7 protein-coding genes and 9 pseudogenes are annotated in these 15,610 nt (G+C 58.4%); 8 read left to right on the forward strand and 8 right to left on the reverse strand.

What is annotated here, in order from left to right; all coding sequences use genetic code 11:
- The first annotated feature begins 6 nt into the window (after window positions 1–6).
- Window positions 7–3,948, forward strand: a pseudogene (locus tag N7E01_RS10905) (DUF3683 domain-containing protein).
- A gap of 74 nt (window positions 3,949–4,022) precedes the next feature.
- Here N7E01_RS10905 and phoR read toward each other — a convergent pair.
- From phoR to phoB, 3 genes and pseudogenes are all read right to left on the reverse strand, one after another.
- Window positions 4,023–5,195, reverse strand: coding sequence for a phosphate regulon sensor histidine kinase PhoR (gene phoR, locus N7E01_RS10910; protein WP_289172906.1), 1,173 nt, complete (start codon window positions 5,193–5,195; stop codon window positions 4,023–4,025).
- Window positions 5,156–5,347 carry a hypothetical protein gene (locus N7E01_RS10915; protein ID WP_289172907.1) on the reverse strand — a complete coding sequence of 64 codons (192 nt, stop codon included), beginning with the start codon at window positions 5,345–5,347 and terminating at the stop codon, window positions 5,156–5,158. The genes phoR and N7E01_RS10915 overlap by 40 nt, the downstream gene beginning before the upstream one ends.
- Window positions 5,348–5,349: 2 nt before the next feature.
- Window positions 5,350–6,065 (reverse strand): annotated as a pseudogene (gene phoB / locus N7E01_RS10920) (phosphate regulon transcriptional regulator PhoB).
- A 133-nt stretch (window positions 6,066–6,198) separates the two neighbouring features.
- Here phoB and ubiE point away from each other — a divergent pair.
- The 7 genes and pseudogenes from ubiE to N7E01_RS10950 all read left to right on the forward strand — a co-directional run bounded on the left by ubiE (window position 6,199) and on the right by N7E01_RS10950 (window position 11,897).
- On the forward strand, window positions 6,199–6,975 hold the full coding sequence (gene ubiE / locus N7E01_RS10925) for a bifunctional demethylmenaquinone methyltransferase/2-methoxy-6-polyprenyl-1,4-benzoquinol methylase UbiE (protein ID WP_289172908.1): 777 nt from the start codon (window positions 6,199–6,201) through the stop codon (window positions 6,973–6,975).
- 94 nt (window positions 6,976–7,069) lie between these two features.
- Window positions 7,070–8,033, forward strand: a pseudogene (locus tag N7E01_RS10930) (Tim44 domain-containing protein).
- A gap of 153 nt (window positions 8,034–8,186) precedes the next feature.
- Window positions 8,187–8,642: a ubiquinone biosynthesis accessory factor UbiJ gene (locus N7E01_RS10935; protein WP_289172909.1), complete on the forward strand. Its 456-nt coding sequence runs from the start codon at window positions 8,187–8,189 to the stop codon at window positions 8,640–8,642.
- The gene (locus tag N7E01_RS19665; protein ID WP_491565777.1) at window positions 8,639–8,827 is read left to right on the forward strand and encodes a hypothetical protein; all 189 of its coding nucleotides are present in this window, start codon (window positions 8,639–8,641) and stop codon (window positions 8,825–8,827) included. Before N7E01_RS10935 ends, N7E01_RS19665 begins: the two co-directional genes overlap by 4 nt.
- Window positions 8,827–10,382 (forward strand): annotated as a pseudogene (ubiB, locus tag N7E01_RS10940) (ubiquinone biosynthesis regulatory protein kinase UbiB). Before N7E01_RS19665 ends, ubiB begins: the two are co-directional and overlap by 1 nt.
- A 122-nt stretch (window positions 10,383–10,504) precedes the next feature.
- On the forward strand, window positions 10,505–11,371 hold the full coding sequence (locus N7E01_RS10945; protein WP_289172910.1) for a ferritin family protein: 867 nt from the start codon (window positions 10,505–10,507) through the stop codon (window positions 11,369–11,371).
- 4 nt (window positions 11,372–11,375) lie between these two features.
- A pseudogene (locus N7E01_RS10950) lies at window positions 11,376–11,897 on the forward strand (adenylyltransferase/cytidyltransferase family protein).
- Between the two features lie 60 nt (window positions 11,898–11,957).
- On the opposite strand, the pseudogene N7E01_RS10955 reads toward N7E01_RS10950, so the two are convergent.
- From N7E01_RS10955 to N7E01_RS10975, 5 genes and pseudogenes are all read right to left on the reverse strand, one after another.
- Window positions 11,958–12,224, reverse strand: a pseudogene (locus N7E01_RS10955) (TolC family protein); the annotation flags it as partial.
- 368 nt (window positions 12,225–12,592) lie between these two features.
- Window positions 12,593–13,138: pseudogene (locus N7E01_RS19670) on the reverse strand (TolC family protein); the annotation flags it as partial.
- A gap of 36 nt (window positions 13,139–13,174) precedes the next feature.
- Entirely contained in the window at window positions 13,175–13,855 is a 681-nt protein-coding gene (locus tag N7E01_RS10965) for a protein-L-isoaspartate O-methyltransferase family protein (RefSeq protein ID WP_289172911.1), read from the reverse strand.
- A gap of 79 nt (window positions 13,856–13,934) precedes the next feature.
- A pseudogene (gene thiD, locus N7E01_RS10970) lies at window positions 13,935–14,751 on the reverse strand (bifunctional hydroxymethylpyrimidine kinase/phosphomethylpyrimidine kinase).
- Window positions 14,751–15,549, reverse strand: a pseudogene (locus N7E01_RS10975) (thiazole synthase). The pseudogenes thiD and N7E01_RS10975 overlap by 1 nt, the downstream one beginning before the upstream one ends.
- Window positions 15,550–15,610 lie beyond the last annotated feature (61 nt).

Here is a 15,610-nt window from a genome sequence, read left to right on the forward strand (position 1 = left end):
GACTTCATGAACGCCCCTCTTGCCAGCCATTTGCTTGCCTCCCAGCCGCCTTCGACCGAAGTACCGCGCTTGCGCGAAATTCCGTACAACTACACGTCATTCTCTGATCGCGAGATCGTGGCGCGCTTGTTGGGTCCCGAGGCCTGGAACTGGTTGTCTGATTTGCGCACCGAGCGCCGTACCGGCCGGTCGGCACGCATGCTGTTTGAGGTGCTGGGTGACATCTGGGTTGTTCGTCGCAATCCGTATCTGCAAGACGATCTGCTTGAAAACCCCAAGCGTCTGGCCATGCTTATCGAGGCCTTGCAGCATCGCCTTTCTGAAATTGACCGTCGTCGCGATTCATCAGACCCCGAGCGCGACAACAAGGTCGTGTTGTTGTTGCAGGCCGCGCGCGGTGCTGTCAGTGCCTTTGAGCTCGAGTTCGGTCAGACACGAGACCTGCGCAAGCAGGTGCAGCGTCGCCTTTCCAAGGTAACGGCCAAAGACAACATCAAGTTTGACGGTTTGTCGCGGGTGTCGCATGTGACCGACGCGACCGACTGGCGTGTCGAGTATCCGTTTGTCGTCCTGACTCCTGACTCTGAAGCCGAAATGGCTGCGCTGGTGCGCGCTTGTATCGAGCTCGAGCTGACCATTATTCCGCGAGGGAGGGCACAGGCTATACCGGGGGGCCATTCCCCTGACCTGGCGGTCGGTGGTCATCAATACCGAAAAGCTCGACCAGCTGGGCCCGGTCGAGCTGACTGAACTGCCGGGGGTTGATGGTCCGGTTGCCACGGTCCTGTCAGGAGCAGGTGTGGTCACCAAACGGGTTACCGAAGCGGCAGAAGCGGCCGGTTATGTTTTCGCGGTTGACCCGACCTCGGCTGAAGCATCGTGTGTCGGTGGTAATGTGGCCATGAATGCCGGTGGCAAAAAAGCCGTGTTGTGGGGGACTGCCCTGGATAACCTGGCCTGGTGGCGCATGGTTGACCCTGACGGCAACTGGCTCGAAGTCACCCGCATTGGTCACAATATGGGCAAGATTCACGATGTGGTCGAGGCCCGTTTTGAGGTCAAGTGGTTTGACGGCAGTGCTGCGCCCGGTGTGCGGTTGTTGCGCACAGAAACCCTGGTTATCGAAGGCCGTCGTTTCCGCAAAGAAGGGTTGGGTAAAGACGTTACCGACAAGTTCCTGGCGGGGCTGCCTGGCATCCAGAAAGAGGGCTGTGATGGCCTGATTACCTCGGCGCGCTGGGTGGTGCATCGCATGCCCAGTCATACCCGTACCGTGTGTCTTGAGTTTTTTGGTCAGGCGCGCGACGCGATTCCGTCGATTGTCGAAATCAAAGATTATCTCGATGAGCAAAGCCGCAACAAGGGCGCCATTCTGGCCGGGCTCGAGCACCTTGACGAGCGCTATCTGCGTGCGGTCGGCTACGCCACCAAAAGCAAGCGTGGCAGTTTGCCGAAAATGGTGCTTATCGGCGATATTGTGGGTGATGATGCCGATGCCGTTGCTACGGCAGCCAGCGAAGTCGTGCGCTTGTCCAATACGCGGCACGGTGAGGGTTTTGTTGCGGTCAGCGCCGAGGCGCGTAAAAAGTTCTGGCTCGATCGCTCCCGCACGGCAGCCATTGCCCGTCATACCAACGCCTTCAAGATCAACGAAGACGTGGTGATTCCCCTCAATCGCATGGGTGAATACACCGATGCTATCGAGCGTATCAATATCGAACTGTCCACGCGCAACAAGTTGCGCTTGCTGGATGCCCTCGAGGTATTTTTGGGCAGTGGCGACTTGCCGGTGGGCAAAGCCGAAGACGCTGACGACGCCCGGCAAACCCGGGCCGAAATTCTGGCCGAGCGTACGCGCGACGCCATCGATACGCTGCGCGATGCGCGCAAACGCTGGACCTGGTTGCTGGAAAACCTCGATCTTCCGCTGTCACAGGCCTTGACCGTCTTGTCGTCTATCGGTTTGCAGGGGTGGCGGATACCCTGGCAGAGCGTCTGGTGCAGCAGCCCGATGCCCGCGTATTCGATGTCGTGCAAGACCACACCATTCGCATTTCCTGGAAAACCGAAGTCCGGGCGCTGTTCGAGCGCTACTTTGCGGGGGCGGCCTGTGCTGCGGTGCTGGCCGAAATTCAGGCCATTCACGACCGTGTCCTTAAAGGGCGGGTATTCGTGGCGCTGCACATGCATGCGGGTGATGGCAATGTTCATACCAACATCCCCGTCAACTCCGACAATTACGACATGCTGCGCGAAGCCAATGAGGCCGTGGTGCGGATCATGCAAATTGCCCGCGACCTTGACGGCGTGATCTCGGGCGAGCACGGCATTGGCCTGACCAAGTTTGAATTCCTCACACAAGACGAGCTTCAGCCGTTCCAGGACTACAAGCGTCGTATTGACCCCAAGGGCCACTTCAATGCGGGCAAACTGATGCCCGGTGCCGACTTGCGGCATGCCTGGACGCCCAGTTTCAACCTGATGGGCCACGAGTCGCTCATCATGCAGCAAAGCGAAATCGGCGCCATCTCGACAGCCATCAAAGATTGCCTGCGCTGCGGCAAGTGCAAGCCGGTGTGCTCAACCCATGTGCCGCGTGCCAATTTGCTGTATTCGCCGCGCAACAAGATTCTGGCCACATCGTTGCTGATCGAAGCGTTTTTGTACGAAGAACAGACCCGTCGTGGCATCAGCCTGCACCATTGGTCAGAGTTTGAAGACGTGGCTGATCATTGCACGGTGTGCCACAAGTGCTACAACCCCTGTCCGGTCGACATCGACTTTGGCGATGTGTCCATGGAAATGCGCGCGTTGCTGCGTCGCATGGGCAAAAAGTCGTTCAATCCGGGAACGGCGGCTGCCATGTTCTTCCTGAATGCCAAAGATCCGCGCGTCATCAAGGCCACGCGTACGGCCATGGTTGACCTGGGCTACAAAGCGCAGCGGTTTGCGCACGATCTGCTGTCGGCGCCCGCGCGCAAGCAAGTTGAGCAGCCGCCGGCCACCATCGGCAAGCCGCCCCTTCGCGAGCAGGTCATTCATTTCGTCAACAAGAAAATGCCGGGTGGCTTGCCCAAGCAAACCGCACGCAAGTTGCTTGATATTGAAGACGCCAACTACGTGCCCATCATTCGTAATCCGGCAGTAACCAGCGCTGATACCGAAGCAGTGTTCTATTTCCCGGGGTGTGGCTCTGAACGCCTGTTCTCGCAGGTCGGGCTGGCCACGCAGGCCATGCTCTGGCATGCCGGGGTGCAAACGGTTCTGCCGCCGGGTTATTTGTGCTGTGGTTATCCGCAGCGTGGCAATGGCATGACCGACAAGGCTGAAAAGATCATCACGGATAACCGGGTCTTGTTTCACCGGGTCGCCAATACGCTCAACTACCTCGATATCAAAACCGTCGTGGTCAGTTGCGGTACTTGCTACGATCAGCTGGCCGGGTACGAATTTGAAAAAATCTTCCCGGGTTGTCGTCTGATCGATATCCACGAATACCTGCTTGAAAAAGGCATGAAGCTTGACGGCGTGACCGGTAGCCGGTACATGTACCACGACCCGTGCCATACCCCCATGAAGCTGCAAGACCCGATGAAAACGGTCAAGGCTTTGGTGGGTGAAGAAGCCATCAAGACGGATCGCTGCTGTGGTGAATCCGGCACGCTGGCGGTTACCCGCCCCGATGTCTCCACTCAGGTACGCTTCCGCAAGCAAGAAGAGTTGTTGAAAAATACCGTCCAGATTCGCGATGACGGCTATCAGGGCCAGGTCAAGATCCTGACGTCGTGTCCATCTTGTTTGCAGGGTCTGTCACGTTACGAGGGCGACACGGGCATGCAGGCCGACTACATTGTGGTCGAGATGGCGCGCCATGTGTTGGGTGAGTCGTGGCTGGAAGACTACGTGAAGGTTGCGAACGCCGGCGGTATTGAGCGGGTTCTGGTGTAAGCCCTGAAAAAGTGGGTTGCTGTGCCGCGATGCAGCGCTGCAACCCCACTTTTTCAATGCTGCAAGAACCCGGTTCAGTATTCAGGGCGTTTGGGATGCGTTTGCCTCGGGGGGTGACAAACCCGGCTGGCGGCAAACTCAAGCGCAAAAATACTGCCGGCGCCCAGTCGGCTTTGAATCGTCAGTTCGGCGTTGTGACGCATGGCCACGTGCTTGGTAATGGCCAACCCAAGGCCAGTGCCGCCGGTAGAGCGCGAGCGGCCGCGGTCAACCCGGTAGAAGCGTTCGGTCAGGCGTGGCAGGTCTTGGGGCGAAACGCCGATGCCGGTATCCTGAACCGAGTAGCAGGCCAGCCCTTGTTCGGTTTTGTACCAGCTGACGGTAATGGTGCCGTCTTTAGGGGTATAGCGCACGGCATTGGTCAGCAGGTTGCTGACGGCTGAAACCAGTTCGGTTTCAATACCCATGATGCACAGGTTTTCGTCAATGTTTTCAACAAAGACATGCTGCTCAGCGGACAGCAAGTGGGCCTGCTGAAGCGCCTTGTGGATCACTTCGCTCATTTGCACCGGAAGCCCCGCCTGTGTCGGCGACGATTCCAGGGTGGATAAGGTCAGCAAGTCGGCCACTATCGCCTGCATGCGTTTGGCCTGGGTGATCATCAGATCAAGGTAATGCTGGCGCTGTTCGTCGCTGATGTCTTCGCGCGGGATGTCGTACAAGGTTTCCAGGAAGCCCAGCAGGACGGTTAGCGGGGTGCGCAGCTCGTGCGATACGTTGGCCACGAAATCTTTCCGTGTGGTTTCCAGCTTCTCGACCTGCGTGATGTCGCGTGTGACCAGCAGGTAGTGACCGATGCCATAGCGGGTCAGCTGCACCAGCAGGGTGCGTTCGACATTACCGGCGCTGTGGTGAAGCACCAGCGGTTCGGGCCATCGTTGTTGCTGGGCATACTTGCCAAATTCGGGGGCACGCAGAATGTTGAATATGCTGTGACCGCGGTCTGTGGCCAGGTTCAAGCCGGTGTGAGTGCTGGCGGTACGGTTGCACCAGGTCACCCGCTTTTCCTGGTCCAGCGTGACAGCGCCATCGGGCAGGGCCTCGGCGGCTTGCAGGATGCTGTCGACATCTTGTTCAAGTTCGGCAATGATGGCGCTATCGCGCCGTAGCTGGCGATAAATTGGCGCCAGGACTTCGTCCCATGGGCCTACCGATGGAGGGGTGGCGCTGAGAGGTCTGCGACCCATTTTCTGATTTGAGCCAGTTGCGTGCCACTGACCAGAATCATGGCGGTCATGCCCAGTGTGGTCACGACCCAGCCTGCTGTTGCCGTTGTAAAGTAACCGACAGCACAGCCCAGCAGGCCCAGGGCAATCAGGGAGAAAATGGTTTTGGGCATGGTCAGGCGCTTTGAGCCTTCGTGGTCTGGGGCAGCTGGACGGCAAAACGGTAGCCCGCACCGCGCACGGTTTCAATATGGTTTTCGTGGCCGCTGGGTTCCAGGGCTTTGCGCAGGCGACGGATATGAACGTCGACGGTACGCTCTTCAACAAAAACGTGGTCACCCCACACCTGGTCCAGCAGCTGGGCGCGTGAAAAAACGCGCTCGGTGTGCGTCATGAAAAAGTGCAGCAGGCGGAATTCGGTCGGCCCGACCGTCAGAGACAGGCCATTGCCCGTGACGCGGTGCGTGGCCGGATCCAGCTTCAGGGTGCCGATCTGGATGACATCGTCGGTTAGCTGGGGGGCACGTCGGCGTAGTACGGCCTTGATGCGGGCCATCAGCTCTTTAGGTGAAAAAGGCTTGGTGATGTAGTCATCGGCGCCGGCTTCGAGGCCTTCGATTTTGTCATTTTCGGCGCCTTTGGCGGTCAGCATGATGACCGGCACCTGGCGTGTTCGTTCATCAGCGCGCAGTTTTTGGCCAGAGTGATGCCCGAGGCGCCGGGCAGCATCCAGTCCAGCAAGATCAGGTCAGGCAGTTCGGCGCGAATCAGTGTCTGGGCTTGTTCGGCGTCGAAGGCGCGCAGCACCTTGTGACCCGCAAATGACAGATTGACAGAGATCAGCTCCTGGATGGCGGGTTCGTCTTCGACGACCAAGATGGTTGTGCTCATGGCTCAAGGGATAAAATAACCAAAGAAGCTTCAATATTATGGCTTCAATGTTTCAAGTTTGTGAAAATTGCCATCTGGACGTTGTTGTGCCGCTTGCCGGCCAGCCTGCCAGACATCGGATACCATACGCGCTATGCAAAACACATCATCTAACCCGCAGGGCAGTTCTGGTAGCGGCCCCACCACGCATTTCGGCTATAAAACCGTGGCCGAAGCCGAAAAAGCCGCCAAAGTTGCCGAAGTGTTTCACTCGGTAGCCCAACGCTACGACATTATGAACGATCTGATGTCAGCGGGGCTGCACCGCGCCTGGAAGGCATTCACCATTGCCCGCGCCGATGTTCGCCCAGGCATGAAGGTGCTGGACATTGCCGGCGGCACCGGAGACCTGGCCAAGGCGTTTGCCCGCAAGGCCGGGGCGACCGGAGAAGTTTGGTTGACCGATATCAATGACTCCATGCTGCGGGTAGGGCGCGACCGTCTGATTGACAAAGGCCTTGTGTTGCCAACAGCCGTATGCGACGCCGAAAAACTGCCATTCCCCGATGGCCATTTTGATCGCGTCAGCGTGGCCTTTGGTCTGCGTAACATGACGCACAAAGACGTTGCGCTGTCTGAAATGCGTCGTGTGCTCAAGCCGGGTGGCAAGTTGCTGGTGCTTGAGTTTTCGCAAGTGGCCAAGCCATTGGCACCCGCTTACGATTGGTATTCTTTCAAGGTGTTGCCGTGGTTGGGCAAAAAGGTGGCGGGTGACGAAGACAGCTACCGCTACCTGGCGGAATCCATTCGCATGCATCCTGACCAGGAAACGCTGGCAGCCATGATGAAAGACGTCGGCTTCGAGCGCGTGCGCTATTTCAATTTGACGGCAGGTCTGGTCGCCTTGCACGAGGGTGTGAACCTGGGTTGAGCCCTTTGGCTTGAGATATCTTTCAGCTTCTAGTAAGATTGTGCGCTACCAGGCAGTTATTGCCTTGCAATCTTTGGTTCGGAGCTTAAACATTATGTCTCGACGCTTTTCCCGTTTTCTGGCTGTCGCCTTGCTGGCCGTTTCCACGGTCGGTATGGTAGCTGTCTCCTTCGATGCCGAGGCCCGTCGCATGGGCGGTGGTTCCAGCTTCGGCCGGCAGTCCAGCAATGTTACCCAGCAGCGCCAGGCCACGACGCCACCTGCAGCAACGACCACGCAGCGTAGTGCCTCGTCCGCTGCTCCCGCAGCAGGTGCGGCTGCCGCAGGTACCGCCGCAAAAAGTGGCATGTCCCGCTTTCTCGGGCCTATCGCCGGCATAGCCGCAGGCACTGGGTATTGCGGCGCTGTTGTCCAGTATGGGCTTGTCGGGTGCCTTCCTTGAAATGATCTCCAGCTTGCTACTTATCGGCCTGTTGGTGTTTGCCGTGCTCTTTATCGTGCGCCGGTTGCGCGGTGGTGCAGCCACGCCGGCTGTCCAGGGTGCTGGCGGCATGCAGCGCATGGCCCAGCCTGACGCATGGCAGCCACCCCAGGCACAGCAGCCTGCGTCCGTTGCGCCGGTCACCCCTGTGGCCTCAGCGGCCGCTTCAGCCGACCCTGCGGATCCGTCCTGGTTTATTCCGGGTGATTTCGACACGCCGACTTTTCTGGCCAATGCCAAGAAGCAGTTCGCTGAAATCCAGGCCATCTGGGACAGCGGTAATGTTGCCGGTTTGTCCGAATACCTGACCGACGACCTCATCGCCGAAATGAAGCCTCAAATTGAGGCTCGTGGCGGCAAGGCGGAACACACGGAAATCGTTCTGCTCAATGCCGAGTTGCTGGGTATTGAAACGGTCAGTGGTGGTCACCTGGCCAGCGTTCGCTATTCGGGCATGCTGCGCGAAGCGCCCGGTGCCGAGGCCTTCCGCTTCGAGGAAGTCTGGAATCTGTACAAGGCCGACGGTCAGGGCTGGTTGTTGGCCGGTATCCAGCAAATTCCGGTCGAGGGCCAATAAGCTTCTGCGCATGTCGGGGCGGTCTTCATAGGCCGCCATAGGGGCCGGTACCGCACAGCGTTGCGCCCGGCCTGTTTTTTGTGCAGACCGCAGTGCAGTCAAAAACGTTAAACTTAGGCCTGTATATTTTCCTGTCTCGCGCGCAGGCCGCGCGTGCCCATTCATGCTGCCTTTCCCCCACTTACGACACTTGCCGCTTCGGTGGGTGTTACTGCGCTGAACCGCTTGCTGGGCCGCGAGGCTTGGGCGGCACAGCGTCTAAGCCGTCATTCGGGCAAAACCGTCAGGTTGGCGCTGGGCCAGACCTTCGTTTCACTGACCATTGCCAATAACGGGCAGATGCAGGTGGCTGATACCTCCATCGTCCCAGACGTCACCCTCACCTTACCGGCAGGCCGGCTTGGTCAGATCTTTGATGTGCTTCGTCATAAAGACCCGGAACAATTGGTCGAGGCCATGCACATACAGGGCGATGCGGGCCTGGCCAATGTGGTGGCTGATCTGGCGCGCAACCTGCGCTGGGATGCTGAATCTGATCTGGCCCGTGTGGTCGGAGATATCCCCGCAGCGCGGCTGGTCTCCGGGGGCGCGCCATTGCCCAAGGGCTGAAACAAGCCGGCGAGCATTTTGCCGGCAATCTCAGCGAATACCTTACTGAAGAAGAGCCGCTGGTTGCCGGACGCTACGGCTTTGCCGTCTTGCAGGCCGATTACGCCGCGTTACTGCGGCGGCTCGATCAGCTTGACCAGCGCATGACGCGCCTCGAGACATCGTTGCGTACCCGGAGATCCTGATGCTGACGTTCTTTCGCCTGGTGCGTATTTTGTTTGTTGCGCTGCGCTACCGCCTTGATGAGCTGGTGCTGTCCAGCATCAAGCATCCGGTTGCCTTTAGCCTGTTGCGTGTGGTGCGCCTGGGGCGTCCGCCGCGTGCCGATCGCGGGGTGCGCTTGCGACTTGCGCTCGAGTCGCTGGGGCCGATTTTTGTAAAATTCGGGCAGGTGTTGTCGACACGTCGTGACCTGATCCCGCCAGACCTCGCGATCGAATTGGCCCGGTTGCAAGACCGAGTGCCGCCATTTCCCTCGGATCAGGCTGCTGCCTGTGTACAGGCAGCGCTGGGGGCACCACCGGCAGTGCTTTTCCGCCATTTCGAAAAAGACCCGGTCGCGTCAGCATCCATCGCCCAGGTGCATTTCGCGGTGTTGCATGATGGCCGCGAGGTAGCGGTCAAAGTATTGCGTCCGGGCATGTTGCGGGTCATTGAAAATGATCTTGCGCTGCTGCGTGTGCTGGCCAGTGTGGTTGAGCGCCTGGTGCCTGACAGCCGCCGCCTGAAACCCCGTGAGGCCGTTGCCGAATTTGATGTTTACCTGCACGATGAACTTGACCTGGTGCGCGAAGCCTCGAATTGCAGCCAGTTGCGCCGAAATTTTGGCCCTGAAACCGGGCGGCAGAATCTTCTGATGGTGCCTGAGGTCATCTGGGAGTTCACCACGACGACGGTGTTCACCATGGAGCGCATGCGGGGCATTCCGGTCAGCCAGGTCGAACGCTTGCGCGATGCCGGGGTCGATATCAAGGCGCTGGCACGAACCGGTGTCGAGATCTTTTTCTCTCAGGTCTTTACGGACGGTTTTTTCCATGCCGACATGCATCCGGGCAATATTTATGTGTCCGATGCACCGGAAACCCTCGGCCGTTATATTGCCCTTGATTTTGGCATCGTGGGCTCGCTCTCCGAGCACGACAAGAACTATCTGGCGCAAAACTTTCTGGCGTTTTTCCAGCGTGATTACCGGCGCGTGGCGCAGTTGCATATCGAGTCGGGCTGGGTTCCCCCAATACGCGCGAAGAGGCGCTCGAAGGGGCGGTGCGCGCCGTCTGTGAACCCTATTTTGATCGCCCTTTGTCCCAGATTTCGTTAGGGCAAGTGTTGCTGCGGCTGTTCCAGACGTCGCGTCGTTTCAATGTTGAAATCCAGCCGCAACTGGTGTTGCTGCAAAAAACGCTTCTTAATGTCGAAGGCATGGGTCGAGACCTTGACCCTGATCTTGACCTTTGGAAAACGGCCAAGCCCTATCTTGAAAACTGGATGCACGAGCGTATCGGCCTGAAGGGCCTGAAGCGACGCCTTGACCAAGAGGCCGGGCAATGGGCGCAAATGCTGCCCCAGTTGCCGCGCCTGGTGCACGCCAGCCTGTCGCGCCCTGATGCCATGCCGGGCGTGCAGCATGAATTGCAGCGTTTACGCAAGGCGCAAGAGTTCAATAACCGTTTGGTGATGGTCTTTGCCGCAGTGGTTGCGGTTGCCATTGGCGTAGCGATCTGGGCCATGATGGGTCGTTAGCCCAAGTGTTGTTTATCACCCGGTTTTTTTATCCTGACACAATTTTGCGATGTTTGTGTCGTAGCATCATGCAGTTGTGCCGGTTTTTTTGTTCGTAGTGTGTTGTTAAAAGAGAGATGACTATGCTTTACCCAGAATTGTTCAAGTCAATGGAAGCGGTGCGCTGGAATATGGCCACTGATATTCCATGGGATGATTTCGATGGCAGCAAACTCTCCGATGATCAGGCCTACACGATCAAGATGAACGCCATCACCGAGTGGGCGGCGTTGCCGGCCACGGAAATGTTTTTGCGTGACAACCGTGATGACAGCGATTTTTCTGCTTTCATGTCGGTATGGTTCTTTGAAGAGCAAAAGCATTCGCTGGTGCTCATGGAGTACCTGCGTCGTTTTCGCCCCGAACTTGTGCCGACCGAAGAAGAGCTGCACAAGGTCCGTTTCGAGTTTGACCCGGCGCCGCCGCTGGAAACTCTGATGCTGCATTTTTGCGGCGAAATTCGTCTGAATCACTGGTACCGGCGTGCCGGCGAGTGGCACACCGAACCTGTGATCAAAGCCATTTATCAAACTATTGCCCACGACGAAGCGCGTCATGCCGGTGCGTATCTGCGTTACATGAAGCGCGCCTTGCTGAGCCGTGGCGAAGCCATTGGTCAACAGGCACGCCTGGCGTTTTCAAAAATCGGGGTCTTGATGGCCTCGGCGCATCGCACGCCGCAAGCCCTGCATCCCACCAACCTTCACGTCAACAAAGAGCTGTTTCCCCAAGATACGGTGCAGTCCAAGGTGCCGTCGCCGGGTTGGCTTGAAAACTGGCTTGATCATCAAATTCATTTTGATAAAGACTGGGAAGGCAAGGTCAGTTCACGCATTTTGCATAACTTGTCGTTGCTTATGGACAGCAGTTTCAAGACCGTGCAAGATCTGAATCGCTACCGTAAAGAATTGACGCGTTCGGTGGCGCCGGTTATCCAGACCCCGGTTTAACATCATGGGCGTGCGTTTCGAAGCCAAGATACTGTCGCGCGCCGAGTGTGAGGCGGCGGTGCGTTCCGGCAAGCTGGCGCGGCCGCTGGTGTTCACGAATGGTGTGTTTGACATTCTGCATCGAGGCCACGTCAGCTATCTCGACGAGGCGGCCCAGTTGGGTGCAACGCTGGTGGTGGCCGTTAATACTGATGCGTCGGTGAAGCGGCTGGGGAAGGGGATGACCGGCCGGTTAATCACCAGGATGATCGTCAGGCCTTGCTGGCCGCACTGGAAAGCGTCAGCTGTGTCACGGTCTTCGATGAAGACACCCCGCAAGCCCTGATAGAAGCCCTGCGCCCCGATGTGATTGTAAAAGGGGTGACTACAACATGGAAACCCTGCCCGAAACAGCCAGTGTACGTAGCTGGGGGGCGAGGCCGTGGCGATTCCGTTTCGTTTCGATCGCTCCACCACAGCCCTGCTGAAGAAGGTCAGGGGTAGGCTGAAGCAGCCCGTTGACCGCTTTCAGGTCGGCGTCGGTTAATGTGCCGGCGGCGGCCTTCAGGCGTAAGCCAGACAGCAGGGTCGCATAGCGCGCATTGGCCAGGGCACGCTGGGTTTCGTAAAGCTGCTGCTGGGCGTTCAAGACGTCGATATTGACGCGCACACCCACTTCGTAACCGGTCTGGTTGGCCTGCAGCGATGCCAGGCTGGATTTTTCAGCCGCCAGCAATGCATTGACCTGAGCCAGACCAGAGACAACCCCTGAAAAATATTGCTGTGTTTGCTGCACAGAGACCCGGCGGGCGGATTCCAGGTCGTAGCGTGAGCGTTGCAGCAGCGAGGTCTGTTCGCGGACCTTTGATGAGATCCCCCGCCTGAGAACAGGGGGATGGTCAGTTGGACACCGACGGTACTGTCAACTGATCTGGGGCCCGCCCTTGGGCCATAAACGCCCCGGTCGCTGGACGAACCCGACTGGGCGTAAAAATCAAGCGTCGGGTAATGCCCGCTTTTGGCAATGCTGATTTCTTTTTCGGCCACCTGGGTATCGAGCATGGCGCGTGCCACTTCCAGGCTGGCGGTGCGAGCCTGGTCGGTCCAGTCGGTGATGCGGGCTGGTTCGGGTGGTGGCAGGGTGATGTCTGTGGACAGGCCGGCCAGGGTTTCAGGCCGTTCGTTGATGATGCGCTGTAGTTGGTCAAGGCTGACTTCCAAGACATTGCGTGCCTGGATTTCATTCGCCGTGATCAGGTCAAGACGGGCTTGGGCTTCGTAGGTGTCGGCAATGGTGGCGCTGCCCAGTTCAAAACCCTTGCGCGCCGCTTCAAGCTGGTTACTGATCGCTTTCTTTTGAGCATCAAGGGTTTTCAGGGTGTCTTGCGCGGCCAGAACGTCAAAATAGGCCTGGGCAACGCGCAGCATCAGGTCTTGCCAGGCCTGTTGAACGGACAGATCGGCCGACTGGACTTGAAACTGTGATTGTTTCAGTTTTTCCCATTGGGCGATGTCGATGATGGGTTGGGTCAGGGTAACCGCCCACACCCCGCGCCGTGAGCTGCGGCTGTCATCCAGGCTGGTGTTGCGCGTGTTGTCGATTTCTGCACCGGTGCTGGCCGTAAGAAAAGGTAGCAGAAGGGCGCGCGCCTGGGGTATTTTTTCTTGAGCAGCGTTGCGACTGGCTTGTGCCGATGCATACACCGGATCGCGCTCGAGCGCCATTTGCCAGACCTGCAGCAAATTGTAGGGTTGCGCCATGGCCTGCCCACCCCATAGCGCCAGCATGGTGCCAATTGCCAGAAACCGTCGCACGCTACGCACTCAGAACTTGAATTGCGGTTGGGCTGTGCCGCGCAGCGGCTTGATGACCGTATCGAACAGTGATTCGGTTTCAAAGCTGGCCGCACTGGTGCGGGTGATACGCCACGCGGTCATGACTGGCAGGTTGCCAACGACAACGACCATGCGCCCGCCGATACACAGTTGGTACTTGAGTGGATCGGGGATGGCGGGTACAGAACCGGTGAGCAGGATGGCATCGTATTCGGCGGTACCCCAGCCCGCATGGCCATCGCCAACCTCAACGGTGACTTTGCTGATGTGCTCGCGTTGCAGGTTTTCAGTGGCGAATGCTGCAATTTTGCTGTCGATCTCCACCGTGGTGACCTGTTGAGCCAGCCGGGCGAGCAAAGCCGCCTGGTAGCCCGAGCCTGTACCGATTTCAAGTACGCAGTCAGTAGGGTCGAGCAACAGTTCCTGGGCCAGCCGCGCCTCTATTTTCGGGGTGAGCATGGTTTCATGCGTATCGATGGCATTGATGATCAGGGGCAGTTCAACATCAGAGAACGCCAAGGCCTTCATGCCTTGCGGAACGAAGCGTTCGCGCGGGACATCGAACAGGGCCTGCAGCACGGTTTTGTCAAAGACATTCCAGGGACGAATTTGCTGTTCGACCATATTGAAACGGGCTTGTTCGACGTTGGATAGACCTGTGGCGTTCATAACCTTTCGATGCAAAAAATAAAGTTGAACTTATTGTACCCATTCGGTGACGGCTGCGGCGTTGCCGTTCAGACTGCAGTCAGACGCCCTGCCACCAGGGTGGAAGTGGTGGACCGGACCGTGCCCGTTGCCCACCTGGAGTTCGTCTGCATGTTCAATGGCGGCGACCAGGTAGGCTTTGGCACGGCGTGCTGCCTCGACGAAATCGGGGGTTTGCGGCAGCAGTGCGGCCAGTGCGGCTGACAGTGTGCAGCCCGTGCCGTGAGTGTTGCGGGTGGCAATGCGATGACCTGGCAGCTCGATGAGTTTGTCGCCATCGTGCAGCAGGTCGATGGTATCGTTGCCGGGCAAGTGGCCGCCCTTCAGAAATACCCAGCGCTGGCCGTCGTCGTTCAGCAGGCGGCGCAAACGTTCGGCCACGCGTCGCATTTCTTTGACGCTGTCAACCGGGCTCATGCCCAGCAGTACACCGGCCTCGGGCAGGTTGGGCGTGAGTACGGTTGCCGTGGGCAACAGGCTTTCACGCAATTCATTGATGGCGGGTTTTTCGAGCAGGGCGTCGCCGCTTTTGGCGATCATGACCGGATCGAGCACGATGTGAGCCGGTTTCCAGTGCGCCAGTCGTTCAGCCACGACCCGCGTCACGGCCTGTTGGCCCAGCATGCCGATTTTGACGGCGTCAATGCGCACATCGTCGAACAGGGTGTCGATTTGTTGCGCCACAAATTCGGGAGGGACGGGTGCAATGCCGGTAACGCCGCGCGTATTCTGGGCGGTCAGTGCCGCAACTACTGCGGTGCCGTAGGCCCCAGTGCACTCATGGCCTTGATGTCAGCGAGGATGCCGGCACCGCCAGAGGGGTCGATCCCGGCGATGGAAAGCGTATTTGGAATCATTATTTGCCCCGGGACTGGATCAGCCCTTCGGTGGGCGAACTTGGGCTGGCGGTGTAGTACTTGCGTGGCATGCGGCCTGCCAGAAAGGCTTCGCGTCCGGCTTCTACGGCTTTTTCATGGCGCTGGCCATCAGTACCGGGTTTTGTGCACCCGCAATGGCGGTGTTCATCAAGACGCCGTCACAGCCCAGTTCCATGGCAATGGCGGCGTCGGAAGCCGTGCCAACCCCGGCGTCAACCAGCACCGGCACATGGGCCTGGTCAATGATCAGACGCAGATTCCAGGGGTTGAGAATACCCATGCCCGAACCGATCAGCGACGCCAGCGGCATGACCGCGATGCAGCCGATGTCTTCGAGCATGCGGCACTGGATCGGGTCATCGGTGCAATAAACCATGACATCAAAGCCATCATCGACCAGAGTCTTGGCGGCCTTGAGCGTTTCAGGCATATTGGGGAAAAGATTGTCAGCACTGCCCAGAACCTCGAGCTTGACCAGTGCGTGGCCGTCGAGCAGTTCACGTGCCAGTCGCAGTGTACGTACGGCGTCTTCGGCGGTAAAGCAGCCGGCGGTGTTGGGCAGGATGGTGAAGCGGGAGGAGGCAGGAAATCGAGCAGGTTCGGCTCGTTGGCGTTCTGGCCGATGTTGGTGCGGCGAATGGCGACGGTAACGATTTCGGCGCCACTGGCATCAATGGCTTCGCGGGTTTCCTGGAAGTCTTTGTATTTTCCGGTACCGACCAGCAAACGGGAGTTGTAGGTTTTGCCAGCCAGCGTGAAGATGTCGTTTGAGTTCATGGGATGAAAATTGCGCAAGTTGAGGGCCGGGCAGGCCTGACGGCCCGGCAATGGGGTCTAT

Source organism: Neopusillimonas aromaticivorans (assembly GCF_030344915.1).
Lineage (GTDB): Bacteria > Pseudomonadota > Gammaproteobacteria > Burkholderiales > Burkholderiaceae_B > Neopusillimonas > Neopusillimonas aromaticivorans.